Origin of the sequence: Lentibacillus halophilus (assembly GCF_039522485.1) — a bacterium.
GTDB lineage: Bacteria > Bacillota > Bacilli > Bacillales > Amphibacillaceae > Lentibacillus > Lentibacillus halophilus.
Map to the genome: position 1 here is coordinate 53,665 of NZ_BAAADM010000032.1, position 17,767 is coordinate 71,431.

The window sequence follows — 17,767 nt, forward strand, 5'->3', positions numbered from 1 at the left end:
GTTCTAGCGACAAGTCTTGCAATCTGATGTATAATGGGTTCCGGGAAAACAGGCAGTCGCGCCAACACTTGTATGAAGGAATGACAGTACGAATAGGGGAGTCGTTATGGACGAAGAGAATGTAACACGGATTGATCAGGACGGAAAAACATATATTTTGATTGGCACGGCCCACGTATCCAAACATAGTGCTGAACAAGTTCGCGACGTCATTGACGAAGAACAGCCGGATGCCGTTTGTATTGAACTTGATGAGCAGCGGTACCAATCTGTTACAGAAGGCGATAAATGGAAGGAAACGGACATTTTTCAAATCATTAAACAAAGAAAAGCAACGGTGTTGTTAATGAACCTCGTCATTTCTTCCTTCCAAAAACGAATGGCCAAGCAATTTGGCATTAACGCCGGACAAGAGATGATTCAGGGTATTGAGTCAGCACATGAGGCGGATGCCGACCTAGTACTGGCCGATCGCGATATTCGCATAACCTTTTCCCGCATATGGGGAAACATTGGACTAAAGGGAAAAATGATGCTATTGATGCAGATGATTGGCAGCATATTCAGCCAGCAAACCATTACTGAAGAGGAGCTGGAGAAATTAAAGTCGAAAGATATGCTGGACAGCATGCTGGAAGAGTTCACAGAGCATTTCCCACGGTTGAAAAAACCGCTTATTGACGAACGGGATCAATATCTCGCTCAAAAGATAAAACAAGCGCCAGGTGACAAAGTTGTTGCTGTGCTTGGTGCGGCACATGTTCCGGGTATTCAACGGGAGATCCATACGGAGCATGATCTGACGCGGCTTCAGGAGCGTCCGACCAAGTCCCGCATTCCAAAAATCATTGCTTGGGCCATTCCGATTCTGATTCTGTCCGTGATTGCCTATACATTTTGGACAAACCCGGCAGCAGGATGGCAGCAAACGATCAGTTGGGTTGTTTGGAATGGAGTCCTATCCGCTATTGGAACAGCGGTTGCCTTGGGACATCCTCTGACCATCGTAACAGCATTTGTCGCAGCCCCGTTGTCATCCTTGAACCCGCTGATTGCCGCCGGTTGGTTTGCCGGTATTGTCCAGGCATTCGTCCGCAAACCGAATGTTGGTGATTTTGAACAATTGACAGAAGATGTCCATCATGTGAAAGGGTTTTGGCATAATAAGGTCACCCGCATACTGCTCATCGTCGTTCTTGCCAACATTGGCAGCTCACTTGGCACATTTATTGGCGGCGCCGACGTTATCCGGTTGTTTTTTGAGAACCTGTGAACGCACCGATCGTAGGATAACTTATGAAAGCATTAAAAAAAGCTTGAGAGAGTATGAACCTCAAGCTTTTTTTGCATCGTTGTCTTTTAGTTTGAAGCCGATAAATTTGGCCTCGGTCATATCCTCAACGGCATATTTGACACCCTCTTTTCCAATGCCGCTCTGTTTCACCCCACCATATGGGTGATTATCCTGGCGATATGTGGAGATTTCGTTGATCCAAACGCCGCCCATCTCGAGCTGGTCAGCTACTCTTAATGCCTGGTCGAGGTTCTTTGTAAAGACGCCCGCTTGGAGACCGTAAATCGAATTGTTCGAATAGGTAACGGCGTCGTCCTCGTTATCAAACGGAATAACCGATACAATCGGTGCAAAGACTTCTTCAGCAATGATTTTCATGTTGCTATTAACATTGGTCATGATGGCTGGTCGTAAAACTGTTCCTTCCTGGTTGCCACCCGCTTCGACGTTGGCTCCGTTATCGACCGCATCGTCTATCCATTGTTTAGCGCGCTTCGCTTCACTTTCGTCAATCATTGGTCCGATGTCTGTATCTGTTTCTTCCGGATTCCCGACCTTCAGACCTTTTGTTTTTTCAATAAACTGCTTGAGAAATTGGTCATAAACGGACGTCTGCACATAAATTCGCTGAGCGGAAATACATACTTGTCCGGAGAAAGCAAACGATCCTTTCACTAAAAGATCCACGGCTTCATTGATGTTGGCATCGTCAAAAATAATATTGGGCGAGTTGGATCCGAGTTCTAGCGTCACTTTTTTAAACCCGGCTGATTCTCGGATGGAACGTCCCACGGGAAGACTGCCGGTAAACGATATTTTATGCACCTGATCGTGCTTGACGAGACCTTCCCCGATTTCACCAGTTCCCAGCAACAGATTCAGCACGCCATCCGGTATACCTGCTTCTTGAAAAAGCTGAACAAGTTTATAAGCGGAAACCGGTGTTTTTTCGGCCGGCTTGAAAATGACGGTGTTGCCGGCAGCAATTGCTGGAGCAATTTTGTGCAACGATAAATTCAGCGGAAAATTGAACGGCGTAATCGCTGCAACGACGCCAAGTGGAATGTGCTTGACCAGCCCAAGACGCCCGTCTCCATCCAGGGCGGCATCCATTGGTACCACTTCACCGCTGATATGTTTTGCTTCTTCGGAGGCAAAACGCAACACTTGAATGGCCCGCTGCACTTCTTCCTGGCTCGAACGGATCGGTTTGCCTGCTTCTTTCATAATAGTATCTGCAAAATCATCAACCCGCTCTTCCATCAAATCGGCTGTCTTCCGTAAAATATCCGATCGTTCATGCGCGGGCATATCTTTCATCGTGTGGTGAAATGTGTCAAAAGCATTAGTAACCGCCTGTTCCAAATCGGCTTTGGATGCGAGAGCAATGGTCGCCTCTTTTTCCCGTGTGTATGGGTTTAATACGTCCTTGGTATTCGACGCTTCGTTGTATTCCTGGCCATTAATGATCGAACCGAGCATGGTCTATCTTCCTTTCTGTTAACAAATGATGTCACCCAGTTTTTCCGTCAGTTTCATGTTTTCCTTATAGTCGACCGGGCAATCGATAAAGACTGGTTTAGCCATGGCGGTGGCTTGCTCCAGCGCTGGCTTAAGGTCGTCCGCTGCTTGGATGTTTATGGCTTCAAATCCGTATGATGTCGCCAGTTGCTGGTAGTCCGGGTTGCCAAATTTGATGTAGGAGGCCCGGTCAAATTCTTTCTTTTGGTGCCACTCAATCAACCCATAGCCATTATCGCGCCACATGAGCACTATGATCGGCAAGTCGAGACGTTTGGCCGTTTCCAGTTCGGCACCGGTCATTTGGAAAGATCCATCCCCGCAGACAGCAACAACATGGCGTTGTGGCTTGGCCATTTTGGCGGCAATGGCGCTCGGAACCGCAACGCCCATGGATGCAAGTCCGTTCGATATAAGGCATGTATTCGGTTCGTAACAATGGTACATGCGCGCCATCCACATTTTGTGAGCACCGACATCGGATATAGCGATATCGTCTTCTCTCAGCACAGAGCGCAAATCGGCAATGATTTTTTGCGGCTTAACCGGAAAGCTGTCATCCGTCCGGAATGATTCAAATTCGTTAATGGTTTGCTTGCGCACATTGGCCGCCCACTCTTTGTCCCGTTTTCGGGTGTCGATTGCTTCGCTTAAATGTCTCAGGTTGTTGGTTATGTTACCGAGCACATTCAAAGCGACTGGATAATTCATATCCGTTTCCGCTTCTGTGGTGTCGATATGAATAATCGACGTTGTGCCGTTAGAGTTCCAATTTTTAGGTGGGTATTCAGCTATATCGAATCCAACCGTGATGATCAAATCGGACGTGTCAAAGCCGCATGCAATGTAATCATTTTCACCGATTCCGGCTGTTAATAGACTGAGATCATTGGTCCATGGCAGCGTGCCCTTTCCCATAAAGGAATGCACAACAGGTATCTGGCTTTTCTCGCTGAATGCCCGCATGTCTTCCGTTGCCTGTTGTCTCGCTATTCCATTGCCGGCAAGGATAATTGGGTTTTCCGCTTGATTGATCATGGATGCTGCCCGTTTGACGACATCCTCGCTTGCCTCTGTATGCGGTCTACCCATTAAGGGAAGTGGCTGGCCGTCAGTGTCCATGGCAGCGATATCTTCCGGCAAATCAATATGGGTAGCCCCCCATTTATCTCCACCGGCAATCTGGAAGGCTTTGCGGACGACCTCAGGAGTGATGGAGGGGGTTTTAATTTGTGTGTTCCATTTGGTGACAGGTTCGTACATGTTGATCAAATCGTAATATTGATGTGATATTTTGTGCTGGCGGTCCAGCCCTGCCTGCCCGGTGATGGCAACAAGCGGTGCGTGATCCATATTAGCATTGGCCACCCCTGTCATCAGATTGGTAGCGCCGGGACCAAGTGTGGCAAGGCAGACACCCGGTTTTCCGGTCAGTCGCCCATATGTGCCAGCCATAAATGCGGCGCTCGTTTCATGGTGGGTAACGATGAAATCAATGGTTGAATCAGAGAATGCATCCATCAGATCAATATTTTCTTCGCCCGGAACACCAAAAACGTATTGGACCCCTTCCTGTTCCAGACATTTGACAATTAATTTGGCAACATTCATGCTATCCATCCTTTTTAGCTTAGTAACAAATGAGCTCTGTTCTTGTTCTAGCTTTCCTTGAACCGCGTATAATATGAATCAAAAAGTATGTTCAGGAGGATAGACATAATAGGTTACATGCTGTCGTCATTGGTGGGTTTCGTGAGGAACGGGCATTTTCGCGACACCGCTTGCATAGGATGTAGAAATCGTTTCCTGGATGGAGGAATGACATGGATATTCTTAATAAGGTGAAACATCATCGTGAAGAAGAACAACAGTTAAAGTGGGAAGGCACGTTTGCAGAATATCTGGAAATTGTAAAGGAACATCCGGAAGTTGCCCAGACAGCCCACTCGCGCGTTTATAATATGATCCAACAGTCCGGATTAAAGGAAAAAGATGGCCAAAAGATGTATCAATTTTTTGGTGATGAGATTTTTGGACTGGAAGATACGATTGAAAAACTAGTGGAGGAATACTTTCATCCGGCAGCAAAAAGGCTCGACGTACGGAAACGGATTTTGCTTTTAATGGGACCTGTCAGCGGTGGAAAATCGACCATTGTCAACATGTTGAAACGCGGTCTTGAACAGTATTCACGGACCGATGAAGGTGCTGTTTACGCTATTAAAGGCTGCCCAATGCATGAGGATCCGCTTCATTTAATCCCTCAGCATTTGCGTGAAGATTTTTACGATGAATACGGCATTCGCATTGAAGGACATCTTTCCCCCTTGAATGCGATGCGATTGGAAAAAGAGTACGACGGGCGCATGGAAGATGTGATGGTGGAACGCATCTTTCTTTCCGAAGATAATCGAGTTGGTATCGGTACGTTTACTCCATCGGATCCGAAATCCCAGGATATTGCCGATTTGACGGGCAGTATCGACTTTTCAACGATTGCCGAGTATGGGTCGGAGTCCGATCCGCGTGCCTACCGTTTCGATGGTGAGTTGAACAAAGCCAATCGCGGCATGATGGAATTTCAGGAAATGCTGAAGTGTGATGAAAAGTTTCTGTGGCACTTGCTCTCTTTAACCCAGGAAGGCAATTTCAAAGCCGGTCGATTCGCTTTAATTAGCGCGGATGAAATGATTGTGGCCCACACGAACGAGGCGGAATACCGATCCTTCATTGCCAATCAAAAAAACGAAGCTCTCCAATCACGGATTATCGTTATGCCGATACCGTACAACTTGAGAGTAAGCGAGGAAGAACGGATTTATCAAAAAATGATCCGTGAAAGCGATATGGCACACGTTCATATTGCCCCGCATGCGCTCAGGGTTGCAGCTATTTTTTCCATTTTGACGAGGTTGGAAGAGTCCAAAAAACAGAGCGTCGATCTCGTCAAGAAAATGCGTCTGTATGACGGCGACAATGTGGAAGGATATAACCAGGTTGATGTAGACGAATTGAAAAAAGAATATCCGGATGAAGGAATGAATGGCATTGATCCACGCTATGTCATCAACCGGATTTCCTCGGCCATTATCCGTAAAGAGGTTGCCTCCATCAATGCGCTTGATGTGCTGCGTTCCTTGAAGGAAGGTCTGGAACAGCATCCATCAATATCGGATGAGGATAAAGAAAGGTATTTAAACTATATTTCCGTTGCGCGACGGGAATATGATGATATTGCCAAAAAAGAAGTGCAGAAAGCGTTCGTCTATTCCTATGAGGAATCTGCCAAAACCTTGCTGAATAACTATTTGGATAACGTTGAAGCGTATTGCAATCAAACCAAACTGCCTGATCCGCTTACTGGTGAGGAAATGAATCCGGATGAAAAACTTATGCGGTCAATTGAGGAGCAGATCGGCATCTCGGAAAATGCAAAAAAAGCCTTCAGAGAGGAAATTCTGATTCGCATTTCCGCTTACGCACGCAAAGGAAAACGCTTCGATTACAGTTCCCACGAGCGTCTGCGGGAGGCTATTCAGAAGAAGTTGTTTGCTGATTTGAAGGACGTTGTTAAAATTACTACCTCATCCCAGACACCGGATGAATCCCAACTGAAGAAAATCAATGAAGTCATTGCGCGTCTGATTGATGAATACGGCTATAGCTCCGTATCCGCTAACGAGCTGCTACGCTACGTTGGAAGCCTGCTTAATCGGTAATGGTAAGGGAAAAATAACAAGACTAATGTCCCATGGACGCTTGTTATTTTTCCCTATTTAATACGGTTGGGATAACTTGTTTGCTTGTCTACGCATAAACTGATTAAAAGGATAAGGAGGGGAAACTATGAATGACGACAAAAGGAATTATACCGTTTCCCGGGAAGATTGGTCCCTCCATCGTAAAGGTTATCAAGATCAGAAGCGCCATATGGATAAAGTGAAAGATGCTATTCGAAATAATTTGCCTGATTTAATCAGTGAAGAAAATATCATTATGTCCAACGGCCGTGATGTCGTCAAGATACCTATTCGTTCGCTGGACGAATACAAAATCCGATATAATCATGACAAATCCAAACAGGTTGGCCAAGGGGACGGAGAAAGTGACGTAGGCGATGTCATCGGCCGTGATCCAAACAGCGGAGATCAGGGAAAGAACGGATCTGGCCAGGGAAAGCAGGCGGGTGATCAGGCCGGTAGTGATTACTACGAGGCCGACGTGTCCATGACAGAACTCGAAGAAGCCCTTTTTGAGGAACTTGAGCTGCCCAATCTGCATCAAAAAGACGAAGCAGACATAACGACGGAGGATATCGAATTTAATGACGTACGTAAAAAAGGCTTAATGGGCAACGTCGATAAAAAACGGACGATTTTGTCGGCATTGAAACGCAACGCTATGAAAGGAAAGACGCAAATCGCACCCATCTATAACGATGATCTTCGTTTTAAAACATGGAACGATGTGATCAAACCGGAGTCAAAAGCAGTGATTATGGCTATGATGGACACAAGTGCATCAATGGGGAACTTTGAGAAATATTTAGCGAGAAGTTTCTTTTTCTGGATGCTTAAGTTTTTACGCACGAAATACGAAAGCGTGGAAATAGTCTTTATTGCGCATCACACCGAAGCAAAAGTGGTGACGGAAGAAGCGTTTTTTTCCAAAGGGGAAAGTGGAGGGACCATTTGTTCGTCGGCTTATGAAAAAGCATTGGAATTGATGGCTGACGAATACAGTCCTGATAGGTATAATATTTATCCATTTCATTTTTCCGATGGAGAAAACATCACATCTGATAACCCCAAATGTGTCCGCTTGGTGGAGGATATTATGGCGCAATCTAATTTGTTCGGTTATGCCGAAGTGAACGTGTACAATCGCCAGTCCACCCTAATGCGGGCGTACAGCGAATTCAGGGATCCCAAATTCCGCCACTATATTTTAAAAGGAAATCAGGATGTATATCATGCACTGAAACAATTCTTTCAGAAAGAAACAGCCACCGTTTGAGGCCTCCGCATACGCGGGGGCTTTTTTGCATCAAACGTGATGGCGGCTGGTGCTAAAAGCGGGATCAGAACACCATAAGGATAATGGTGATTCGTTATACCCGTTCAATTTTATACACGCCGCGGGATGTGCTAATTAAAAATTGGTTTCCGTCAAACTCGTATAAGGAATGGTCATCGAGTGGGATATCGTATAACGACGAAGGGAGTTCTTGAGGTTCCCTTGCATCGGTTTCCATCGTCCCATTACCGTTCAGCTGAAGTGTATGCATTGGTACATAATCATCCAGCCTTCTTGTATTGCGTTCATAGGAAATCGCCTGCAATGTCATCAATATTTCATCAAGGTCATATTGTTCGTGTTTGGAAATTTTAATCCTGTCTCCGCTCCATTGCTGCAAAAGCTTATTGAACGATTCAATCGTCAAAAATTGCAAACCCATCTTCATCCCTCCTGTTTATAGAGTGGCTCACAGAAAGGCAAACATACAAAGAAGAGAAAGGCAAAATTTGACGTCGTTCAGGGAAAGCTGTTGTCGCAGCACGAGAGTTAAATAATGCCTTGTTCTAGCATGGTATCGGCAACCCGTATAAAGCCAGCAATGTTGGCACCATCCGCCAAGTTGTCTTCATGACCGTAATCCTTGGCAGCCTGTTTGCAATTTTGATAAATGGTTGTCATGATATCTTGCAGTTTTGTATCCACTTCGTCAAATGACCAGGACAGTTTGCCGCTATTCTGGGCCATTTCCAAAGAGGATACAGCGACACCGCCGGCATTGGCAGCTTTTGCTGGTGCAAACAGAATATCGTTGTCAAGGAATACATTAATGGCTTCCAACGTGGACGGCATGTTGGCCCCTTCACCAATGACTTTCACACCGTTGGCCACCAATGTTTTGGCGGTTGCCTCATCGATTTCGTTTTGCGTTGCACATGGCAGGGCAATGTCACACGGGATGGACCAAATGCCATTGCAACCATCAACATATTGGGCGTGCGGATGCATATTTGTGTAGCTGTGAATCCGCTCGTTGCCCGTTTCCTTTAAAGTCTTGACGGTATCAATGTCAATTCCCTGTTCATCATAGATAAAACCGTTTGAATCACTGCATGCGACAATGGTCGCACCAAGTTCCGCAGCCTTCTCCATAGCATAAATGGAGACGTTGCCCGAACCGGATACCGTAATGGTGCGGCCTGAAAAATCAAGCCCTTTATCCTTGAGCATCTCCTGCACAAAATAAATCGTTCCATAGCCTGTTGCTTCTTTTCGGGTCAGGCTACCGCCGTACTTAAGCCCTTTGCCGGTCAAAACACCGGGTTCCACAGTGCCGCGGATGCGTTTATATTGACCAAATAAGTAGCCGATCTCCCGGGCACCAACGCCAATGTCTCCGGCTGGCACATCCGTATCTGATCCGATATAACGGTATAACTCGGTCATAAAACTTTGGCAGAAGCGCATGATTTCTACATCGGATTTCCCTTTTGGATCGAAATCGGATCCACCTTTTCCGCCTCCAATCGGCTGTCCGGTCAAGGAATTTTTAAAGATTTGTTCAAATCCAAGGAATTTGATAATGCTGCTATTGACGGATGGATGGAATCGCAAGCCGCCTTTGTGTGGTCCCAAGGCACTGTTGAACTGTACACGGAATCCCCGGTTAACATGAACGTATCCATCATCATCCACCCACGGCACTCTGAATGTAATAAATCGCTCCGGCTCCGTAAGTCGCTCCAGTATGTTGTATTTCATATAGTCCGGATAAGCGGCAAAAACCGGTGTGAGGGAGTCAAAAATTTCACTGATCGTTTGGTGAAATTCCTCTTCGTTTGGATTGCGTTCTTTGACCGTCTCGTATACACGATTCACATAATCCTGTGCCGCCTGTGCTTTTCCTGTTTGCAAGACACCTTCTGTCGTTTTCATGGCAACAAACCCCTTTCAAAAAATTGTACAAACGTGCACTCAAGCCATATTGCCGTTCATTTACGAAAAAGGTACGACCCTTTTTTGATAAAAAGGGATATAATACTATATTGTATAACGAATTAGCGATTTTAACAATAATTTTGAAAGTCATTAATAAAATTTTTAAAACAGTGGTAATACATTAGGGGGAACGGTCAAATTTTTCTCTTTCTGTCATACAATGTAAAAAGGACATTGGGAGGGATGATGGTGACGGATACACAAAAGTTGAACCGCACGATTGATGAGATTACAGAAATTGCCTCTGGGTTTGGTCTCGATTTTTATCCGATGCGGTATGAAATTTGTCCAGCTTCGATTATATACACGTTTGGAGCTTACGGTATGCCGACGCGTTTTTCCCACTGGAGCTTCGGCAAACAGTTTCATAAAATGAAGACGCATTACGATCTGGGTCTGAGCCAGATCTATGAATTGGTTATTAATTCGGACCCGTGTTATGCGTTTTTGCTGGATACGAACAGTCTTATCGAAAATAAGCTCATTATCGCGCACGTGCTTGCCCACAGCGACTTTTTCAAAAATAACGTCCGATTTTCACCGACCAGGCGCGATATGGTGGAAAGTATGACGGCAACAGCCGAGCGGATTGAGCATTATGAAATGATTCATGGCCGGGAGAAGGTGGAACAATTTTTGGATGCCGTTCTGTCCATTCAGGAACATATTGACCCGTCCGTTATCGAACCGAGCGGGGAAAATGACGCCTCTGATGATGGCGCTGTGCCTGCCGCACGCCAATCGGCCGGCACTTCCTATGATGACTTGTGGGAACTGGACGAATCCGCGTCATCCAACGAGCAGCTTCCGGCCCAACAGCCCGTAACATTCCCGCCCCACCCCGAAAAAGATGTGCTTTTATTCATAGAGGAATACAGTCGGGAGCTGGATGACTGGCAGCGGGATATATTGACAATGATGCGGGAAGAAATGCGTTACTTCTGGCCGCAACTGGAGACGAAAATCATGAACGAAGGCTGGGCGTCATACTGGCATAAGCGGATTTTGCGGGAGATGGACCTGACTGAAGATGAATCTGTGGAATTCGCATCATTAAACGCCAACGTTGTCCAGCCATCCAAACAGCAAATCAACCCGTATTATCTCGGTTTAAAAATGCTGGAGGATATTGAAGAGCGCTATAACAACCCGACAGACGACATGCGCAATCTAGGAGTTGTGCCCGGATCTGGACGGGAAAAGATTTTTGAAGTACGGGAGATGGAATCGGATATATCATTCATCCGTAATTATTTGACCAAAGACCTTGTACGTCAGGAAGATATGTACCTGTTCGAGAAGCAGGGATCCGATTATACGATTACCGACAAAGCGTTTGAACAGGTGCGGGATCAACTCATTACGCAGCGCGTGAACGGTGGGTTTCCCTATATCACCGTTGAAAATGGCGATTACCTGCAAAACGGTGAATTATATTTGCAGCATAGCTATGAAGGAACCGAACTCGACCTGCATTATTTGGAGAATGTGCTGCCGTATATTCACCAGCTTTGGGGCCGGCCCGTTCATATGGAAACGATCGTCGACGATAAACGAGTGGTTTTCTCGTATAATGGGAAAAAAGTACACCGAAAATTTTTGTAATATAGGATGAGATCCGCTGCCCATCTCCAACCAAAACTGGCCGCTTCTGGATGAAGCTCTTATCGCATATGCCGATAGCAAAACGTGATAAGGGATGTGATCAGCATGAGGTTATATATGAACCGAGGTGAACACGATCAGTCACAAGATACTATGCTTGATCGGCAGGGGGCTTTTTAAGCCAAAACCCCGCATGAAAGCGAGAGAGGGGCCTCTCAAGTCCAAAACGCCGTACGAAAGCAGTTGAAAAGTCCGAGAAAGAGCCTCTCAAGGCCAAAATGCTGCACGAAAGTGGAAGAAAAGTCCGAGAGAGGGCCTCTCAAGGCCAAAATGCCGCACGAAAGCGAGTGAAGAGTGAAGAGTCCGAGAGAGAGCTTCTCAAGGCCAAAACGCCGCACGAAAGCGAGTGAAAGGTCCGAGAGAGAGCTTCTCGGGCTCAAAATCGCTCCCGATAGCAGCCAAAAAGTCCGAGAACAACAACTTTCCGAAAAATCAGCGGATCTCTAACTCCCTAATGTCATTACTGTTTTTTCCTTATTTTATTCATAGTACGTCCATCGATTTTCCCCTATTCTTGTATAATTCTGATCCAATATTCTTCTAACTCGCTTTTTGAACGGTACCACTTGACACCAATCATAAATGGTATTGGTTGTAATTTTCCTGTCCGGAAACAGTAGCTTGAATTCCTCGACTGCCCGCATGACAGCCGCTGCAACTATTTCTTCATGTTCACATTCTTTGCAAACAAGTTTTCTCCCCTCAACTGCAGTGGACAAGGACTTGCATGCTAAGCACGTAATCCCATTTTGCAAGTCCTGATAAGTATAAGGTGGCCGTTGCTTATAAGGCGGATCCTCAATATGAAGAGAGATCAATTTGTCTGCTAACCGCTTGTGCTGCTCATTTAGTTTGGAAGGTGCTGAATTTAATTGATTCAAATAGTTTTTGATCTGGGTTGGTAAAATCATTGGCTTATCAATAGGTGCCTGGTATAGAGTGAATTCCGGATTGATAAAAACCACAGAGGCGTCAATTGGAAGATTGATTTTATCTTTGAGGAGTAACTGCCGCAGTAATGATTCGCTTCTTCCCAACTGGTGCAGAGGATTTATGATTTCATATTGAGGCAACTTGAAAAATTTATCTGCTTCGTAATTATAATCCCCTTCAAGATTCTTTACTTCAAACAAATGAATTTTCCTGGATGAGATGAGCAGCGAATCAATTTGAAAGAGCGTGTTATTAACTTTCAGCAGCAAGTCATTTAATATGAAACAGTCACACGTAAGGTTTTCGGTTAATGAATCAAATAGGACCTCGCCTTCATAGCCTCTGCTCAAATTTATAAAATGCTGCTTATCCTTTGAAGGCAAAATCATTCGCGTATTCAGGGAGCTCAATAGTTGTAGTTCTGCAGGTTTTGTACGTAATTTATATGGCATGTCCCACATCCTTTCTACATTTCTGCTCTATTGTACTAAATAAAAGGGAAAATTCACAGAAAAACCAAATATTTTGAATTGGACATCTCACTATTATCAGTCGTTCGGAATGTTTGTGCGATCACTTTTTGGTAAACTGAAGGCAAGAATGCAATGCAAAGGATGGACAGTGGATGAAAATTGATATCGTGGCAGTCGGGAAACTGAAGGAAAAGTATTTGCAGCAGGGCATCGAGGAGTACCTGAAGCGGCTCAGCCCATACACGAAAGTACACATTGCCGAAGTTGCTGACGAAAAAGCCCCCGATAATATGAGTGATGCGAATATGCAGGAGGTAAAACGAAAAGAAGGCGAGCGGATCCTATCCCACATCAGCAAGGATTCGTACGTCATCACTCTGGAAATCAACGGGAAAATGCTCACTTCTGAAACATTTGCCGATAAATTGGACAAGCTCGCCACCTATGGCAAAAGCAAAATTACCTTCGTCATCGGTGGATCGGTCGGTATAAGCGAAGACGTACAGAAGCGGAGTGACATGGCATTATCGTTTTCAAAAATGACGTTTCCTCATCAGATGTTTCGCATGATTCTGCTGGAGCAAGTGTATCGGGCGTTCCGGATTATGCGAGGTGAGCCGTATCATAAATAACACCTCTGCTTCTCATTATCATGTCATGTTTGCCCACGCGCCCAGGCTTGGACTTGTTCCCGAAGCTGCTGTTTTCGCTGTCCAAACTGTTTAACGCGATGGCCGTTTGCACCGGATGGATGCGGGAAGCCGGTTAAATATGTATGATCGGGAAGCTTCTGTTCCTGTGCCAGTCCGGTGATGGTTTCGTCAACCTTTTTTCCAAGCGGAATCACGAGCGCGTTTGGCTGAATAGAAGCTAGTTCATCAGGGAAGGTTTTCCAAGCATAAGGCTGTAATAATCGGCATCGGTGGATGGGTGGCTGATGTCCGGTATAGTTTTTCCCTTTTATAAACACCGGATATTTAATGACTGACGTCGTATGAAGAAGATATCGGTAGCCTTCAAACAAATCAGTAGCATTGGAAAGGCCAAGCATATCCGGTATGCCGCACTCATTCAGCATGTGCACGAGGTTGTTGCGCATCGATCCGGCGAAACCGGCTGCCTGTTTGGTTTCTTTCAGGCACGTTTCCAGTGTGTTACCTGACGCGAGACTGCTCACCAATTGTTCAAAAGCAACTTTCATTTGCCTCCATCCGGGGGTGATGCCAACGATAACGATTGGGGCATCCAGGTTGATGGTGTCATTATGGGGGGCATAGTACATACGTGTATCGCCATCATTATCCATTAGCAAAGGTGCTGTCAATAAATTATGTTTAGTGAGCGGCTGATCAATGGGCAATGTTCGAATGTACGGCAAATAATGCTGAATAGCTGTATATAGCACATAAAACCCTCCTTTCTGCACCATATTAAACCATTTCTTCTTCTCTTCGCTATGTTTAGCTTAAAGCTATTCCTTAGTGAATCCTTTATATTGAATGCAGCCGGACAGCCTCTGATTCCGACTGGCTTTGTTACAATACTACCGGGTAGCCAAGGTTTTCGATGGTTGTCTTCAGATCTTCCGCAGTTACTTTGCTGGCAATTGATTCAAGGTAGTCGACGAACATGAACAACAATGTGACGACGGCTGCTTCGACATATTCCCCGATAACCAATGATGTGGGTCAACTATAGAGGAAAACAGAAACATTTCGTAAATAAATATTTCAGTTTGTATAAAATTTTGATAGACTATATATGGGCTATCAAGGATTGTGATGAAAATGGCCGGGAGCTTACCGTTTGATGTCGATATCAGCGGAAGCACAGTGTCTTTTTAGCAAATCTTGAAGGATAGGGATGAGAAAATGAATAACGAACATACAACAACCGACGTTATTCTGATCGGTGCCGGGATCATGAGCGCCACGTTTGCCACCCTTTTAAAGGAATTGGCACCGGATTGGGATATTACCATCTTTGAGAAGCTTGAAAAAGGAGGAGAAGAAAGCTCCAATGTATGGAATAATGCAGGGACAGGACATTCTGCATTATGTGAGCTTAATTATACGCCCGAACAACCGGACGGATCCATTGATTGTACAAAAGCATTGGATATCAATGAAAAGTTTCAAGAGTCCAAACAATTTTGGTCGCATCTCGTCAACAACAATCTGATTGATAACCCTCAGGACTTTATTAGGCCCTTACCGCATATGAGTTTGGTTCATGGCGAGGACAATGTGACGTTTTTGAAAAAGCGGTTTGAAGCTTTAACCAACAACCCACTCTTTCAAGGAATGGAATTTTCCGATAATAGGGAAACATTGAAAGAATGGATGCCTCTGATTATGGAAGAACGAACGGATCAAGAACCCAGGGCGGCAACAAAAATCGATACTGGTACGGATGTCGACTTTGGCACTTTGACGCAAAAGCTTTTGAAGCACTTGGAACAGCAGAATGTTCATATCAAATATAATCATACGGTGGATGATATGGAACGTACGAATGACGGTGGATGGGAAGTGAAGGTGCGGAATTTTGAACGCGGCACACTTGAAACGCATACGTCATCATTCGTCTTTATCGGAACCGGTGGAGCCGCTTTGCCGTTGCTGCAAAAAACGGGCATTCCGGAAAGCAAACACGTGGGTGGGTTTCCAGTAAGTGGTCTATTCCTCGTCTGTGACAATCCGGATGTTGTCCAAAAACATAAAGCAAAAGTATACGGCAAAGCGCCGGTCGGAGCGCCACCAATGTCGGTGCCGCACCTTGACAGACGGTATATCGGCAACAAGGAGACGTTATTATTCGGGCCATTCGCCGGATTTTCACCGAAGTTTTTGAAAACCGGTTCGAATATGGATTTATTAGGTTCGGTTAAACCGGGTAACGCCTTCACGATGTTGGCAGCAGGAGCTAAAAACATGTCATTGACCAAATATTTGCTCGGACAACTCATGTTATCGAAGGAACAATACATCGAGGAGTTGCGTGAATTTGTTCCGACAGCCAACAGCGATGACTGGGACATCGTGACTGCGGGTCAGCGGGTCCAGGTGATCAAGGATACGGACACAGGCAAAGGCACACTTCAGTTTGGAACAGAAATTGTCAATTCCGATGACGGATCCATTGCCGCATTGCTCGGTGCATCGCCGGGGGCCTCAACGGCGGTTTCCATCATACTGGAGATTATTGAGAAATGTTTTCCAGAGTATCTACAGGAATGGGAGCCCAAAATAAAAGAAATGATTCCATCATACGGTTTATCCTTGAGGGATTATCCCGAGCTTATCGATGATATTCAAAAAACAGCCGCCCATGCGCTCGGGCTGACCAATGACCGTCAAGGAAGCTCAGTATAAGAGAATGGGCCTATGAGCCAGCCATGGTTTTCACAGACGGGTAACGGTTTTTCCGAATAATCGTGTTTATTATGAAATGAAAAAGCTCTTTCCTTGCTTGAGGGAAGAGCTTTTTGAATACGCGTCCGTCACGTTGCCGTCTTTCGTTTTTCCGTCCGGTCAACAACAGCAGCGCCGATAATGTCACCGATCACATTGGATGCCGTGCCGCCCATCCCGATCAGGGCATCAACACCTGCAATGAGGGCCACCACTTCAAGCGGCAGTCCGAACATGGTGAGAACGGCTGATAGTGTGACTAGACCTGCTGCTGGAACACCTGCCGTTCCAATCGACAGCAGTGTACCAATTAACACAATAACAAAAAAATCCGTCGGTGACAGGGTCAGATCAGTAATGTTAGCTGCGAATACGAGCGATACCCCCATCCGCAGTGCGCCGCCATCCGAGTTAAAAACAGCGCCTATCGGCAAGGTGAAATTCGCTGTTTTGGCGGAAATACCCGCTTTTTTGGCGGATTCAATGGCTATTGGCAACGATGCAATGCTGCTTGATGTAAAGAATGCTGTCGTATAGGCTTCACGCGTGTTCCGGAAAAAGGAAAAGACTGAGGTTCCGGATAACTTGAGAAAGGCGGCGTATACAAATACCCACAGCAATAAAATGCCAAGATAGAACACACCGGTCAGCTTCAGCAACGATTCCAGTGTGGACCATCCCTGGCCGCCAAAAGCAGAAGCAGTGATGGCGAATATTCCAATCGGTGCATACAGCAGAACCCCTCGTAAAATTTTAAAGAACATTTCATTCAGGGCCGTGAAGAAACGGTCAAGCATATCCCCATACTGTTTCATTTTTTCCTCTTCTGAAAATTTCATCATGGAAATAGCCATGCCAATGATAACCGCTAAAAACAGAATGGACATAAGATCGCCTGAGGTGAACGCTTTAAATAAGTTTTCAGGTACGATCTGCAGGATTACCTCAGATATGGGCGGCGTGTCCGGTTGTTCCACATTTTTATCCGGCAATGTCAGATTGTTTCCCGGTTCAAAAAACCAGGCCAGCCCTAAGCCGATCAGTACCGCCCCCGCCGTTGTAATCATATAGTAGCCAAGGAGCTTGCCGCCAATTCGGCCAAGCTGTTTGATATTCATTTGGTTAACCGCAAGAACCACGGTCAGAAATATAACTGGTATAGCAATTAAACGGAGCAGGTGAATGAGCAATGTCCCGAGTGGGCTGATTATTTCTGCTTGTTTGCCGAACACGATACCAGCGATCGTGCCCAGAACAAACCCAAGCGACATTTTGAGTACAAACGAAGATTCCTTATATCGATTCCATAATTTCATAAACGATTCAACGCCTCTTTATCTCTGACTTTGTCATACGCTTAGCACCATTTTAACAGAAACAGACGTAGTATACCTATAAATGGACTGGCCTATTTATGTTGGTGGTGCATGCATAGGTTGGATACGTCGGTGAGG

The 17,767-nt window shown here is 45.5% G+C and carries 14 protein-coding genes; 6 read left to right on the forward strand and 8 right to left on the reverse strand.

All coding sequences use genetic code 11. The annotated features are described in order from the left end of the window. The first annotated feature begins 106 nt into the window (after positions 1-106). Entirely contained in the window at positions 107-1,273 is a 1,167-nt protein-coding gene (locus ABDZ72_RS06310; RefSeq protein WP_343751853.1) for a TraB/GumN family protein, read from the forward strand. Between the two features lie 60 nt (positions 1,274-1,333). On the opposite strand, the gene ABDZ72_RS06315 is transcribed toward ABDZ72_RS06310, so the two are convergent. Next, entirely contained in the window at positions 1,334-2,776 is a 1,443-nt protein-coding gene (locus ABDZ72_RS06315; protein WP_343751855.1) for an aldehyde dehydrogenase family protein, read from the reverse strand. Positions 2,777-2,794: 18 nt separating this feature from the next. Then, a complete protein-coding gene (locus ABDZ72_RS06320; RefSeq protein ID WP_343751857.1) occupies positions 2,795-4,426 on the reverse strand; it encodes an acetolactate synthase large subunit in 1,632 nt (543 codons plus the stop codon). Positions 4,427-4,638: 212 nt separating this feature from the next. Here ABDZ72_RS06320 and ABDZ72_RS06325 point away from each other — a divergent pair, with 212 nt between their 5' ends. Continuing rightward, a complete protein-coding gene (locus ABDZ72_RS06325) occupies positions 4,639-6,534 on the forward strand; it encodes a PrkA family serine protein kinase (protein ID WP_343751859.1) in 1,896 nt (631 codons plus the stop codon). Positions 6,535-6,661: 127 nt separating this feature from the next. Continuing rightward, positions 6,662-7,831: a sporulation protein YhbH gene (yhbH, locus tag ABDZ72_RS06330; RefSeq protein ID WP_343751861.1), complete on the forward strand. Its 1,170-nt coding sequence runs from the start codon at positions 6,662-6,664 to the stop codon at positions 7,829-7,831. Between the two features lie 94 nt (positions 7,832-7,925). Here yhbH and ymzB read toward each other — a convergent pair whose 3' ends face one another. Both ymzB and gdhA read right to left on the reverse strand, forming a co-directional pair. Continuing rightward, a complete protein-coding gene (gene ymzB, locus ABDZ72_RS06335) occupies positions 7,926-8,273 on the reverse strand; it encodes a protein YmzB (protein WP_343751863.1) in 348 nt (115 codons plus the stop codon). 107 nt (positions 8,274-8,380) lie between these two features. Next, entirely contained in the window at positions 8,381-9,766 is a 1,386-nt protein-coding gene (gene gdhA / locus ABDZ72_RS06340) for an NADP-specific glutamate dehydrogenase (RefSeq protein WP_343751865.1), read from the reverse strand. Between the two features lie 252 nt (positions 9,767-10,018). Between gdhA and ABDZ72_RS06345 the strand changes: the two genes are divergently transcribed. Then, entirely contained in the window at positions 10,019-11,434 is a 1,416-nt protein-coding gene (locus ABDZ72_RS06345; protein ID WP_425542358.1) for a SpoVR family protein, read from the forward strand. 539 nt (positions 11,435-11,973) lie between these two features. On the opposite strand, the gene ABDZ72_RS06350 is transcribed toward ABDZ72_RS06345, so the two are convergent. Next, entirely contained in the window at positions 11,974-12,879 is a 906-nt protein-coding gene (locus tag ABDZ72_RS06350) for a nuclease-related domain-containing protein (RefSeq protein WP_343751867.1), read from the reverse strand. A gap of 173 nt (positions 12,880-13,052) precedes the next feature. Here ABDZ72_RS06350 and rlmH point away from each other — a divergent pair, with 173 nt between their 5' ends. Further along, positions 13,053-13,532 carry a 23S rRNA (pseudouridine(1915)-N(3))-methyltransferase RlmH gene (gene rlmH, locus ABDZ72_RS06355; protein WP_343751869.1) on the forward strand — a complete coding sequence of 160 codons (480 nt, stop codon included), beginning with the start codon at positions 13,053-13,055 and terminating at the stop codon, positions 13,530-13,532. Between the two features lie 23 nt (positions 13,533-13,555). Here rlmH and ABDZ72_RS06360 read toward each other — a convergent pair whose 3' ends face one another. After that, positions 13,556-14,305 carry a uracil-DNA glycosylase family protein gene (locus ABDZ72_RS06360; RefSeq protein WP_343751870.1) on the reverse strand — a complete coding sequence of 250 codons (750 nt, stop codon included), beginning with the start codon at positions 14,303-14,305 and terminating at the stop codon, positions 13,556-13,558. Positions 14,306-14,435: 130 nt separating this feature from the next. After that, the gene (locus ABDZ72_RS06365; protein ID WP_343751872.1) at positions 14,436-14,579 is read right to left on the reverse strand and encodes a hypothetical protein; all 144 of its coding nucleotides are present in this window, start codon (positions 14,577-14,579) and stop codon (positions 14,436-14,438) included. Between the two features lie 192 nt (positions 14,580-14,771). Here ABDZ72_RS06365 and mqo point away from each other — a divergent pair, with 192 nt between their 5' ends. Then, positions 14,772-16,274 carry a malate dehydrogenase (quinone) gene (gene mqo, locus ABDZ72_RS06370; RefSeq protein ID WP_343751873.1) on the forward strand — a complete coding sequence of 501 codons (1,503 nt, stop codon included), beginning with the start codon at positions 14,772-14,774 and terminating at the stop codon, positions 16,272-16,274. 128 nt (positions 16,275-16,402) lie between these two features. On the opposite strand, the gene ABDZ72_RS06375 is transcribed toward mqo, so the two are convergent. After that, positions 16,403-17,629: a dicarboxylate/amino acid:cation symporter gene (locus ABDZ72_RS06375; protein ID WP_343751874.1), complete on the reverse strand. Its 1,227-nt coding sequence runs from the start codon at positions 17,627-17,629 to the stop codon at positions 16,403-16,405. Positions 17,630-17,767 lie beyond the last annotated feature (138 nt).

What these genes read in the sequence shown, in the direction of transcription:
- ABDZ72_RS06310 (WP_343751853.1), top strand. Translation starts at nt 107, where the DNA reads ATGGACGAAGAGAATGTAACACGGATTGATCAGGACGGAAAAACATAT.
- ABDZ72_RS06315 (WP_343751855.1), bottom strand. Translation starts at nt 2,776, where the DNA reads ATGCTCGGTTCGATCATTAATGGCCAGGAATACAACGAAGCGTCGAAT.
- ABDZ72_RS06320 (WP_343751857.1), bottom strand. Translation starts at nt 4,426, where the DNA reads ATGAATGTTGCCAAATTAATTGTCAAATGTCTGGAACAGGAAGGGGTC.
- ABDZ72_RS06325 (WP_343751859.1), top strand. Translation starts at nt 4,639, where the DNA reads ATGGATATTCTTAATAAGGTGAAACATCATCGTGAAGAAGAACAACAG.
- yhbH (WP_343751861.1), top strand. Translation starts at nt 6,662, where the DNA reads ATGAATGACGACAAAAGGAATTATACCGTTTCCCGGGAAGATTGGTCC.
- ymzB (WP_343751863.1), bottom strand. Translation starts at nt 8,273, where the DNA reads ATGGGTTTGCAATTTTTGACGATTGAATCGTTCAATAAGCTTTTGCAG.
- gdhA (WP_343751865.1), bottom strand. Translation starts at nt 9,766, where the DNA reads ATGAAAACGACAGAAGGTGTCTTGCAAACAGGAAAAGCACAGGCGGCA.
- ABDZ72_RS06350 (WP_343751867.1), bottom strand. Translation starts at nt 12,879, where the DNA reads ATGCCATATAAATTACGTACAAAACCTGCAGAACTACAACTATTGAGC.
- rlmH (WP_343751869.1), top strand. Translation starts at nt 13,053, where the DNA reads ATGAAAATTGATATCGTGGCAGTCGGGAAACTGAAGGAAAAGTATTTG.
- mqo (WP_343751873.1), top strand. Translation starts at nt 14,772, where the DNA reads ATGAATAACGAACATACAACAACCGACGTTATTCTGATCGGTGCCGGG.
- ABDZ72_RS06375 (WP_343751874.1), bottom strand. Translation starts at nt 17,629, where the DNA reads ATGAAATTATGGAATCGATATAAGGAATCTTCGTTTGTACTCAAAATG.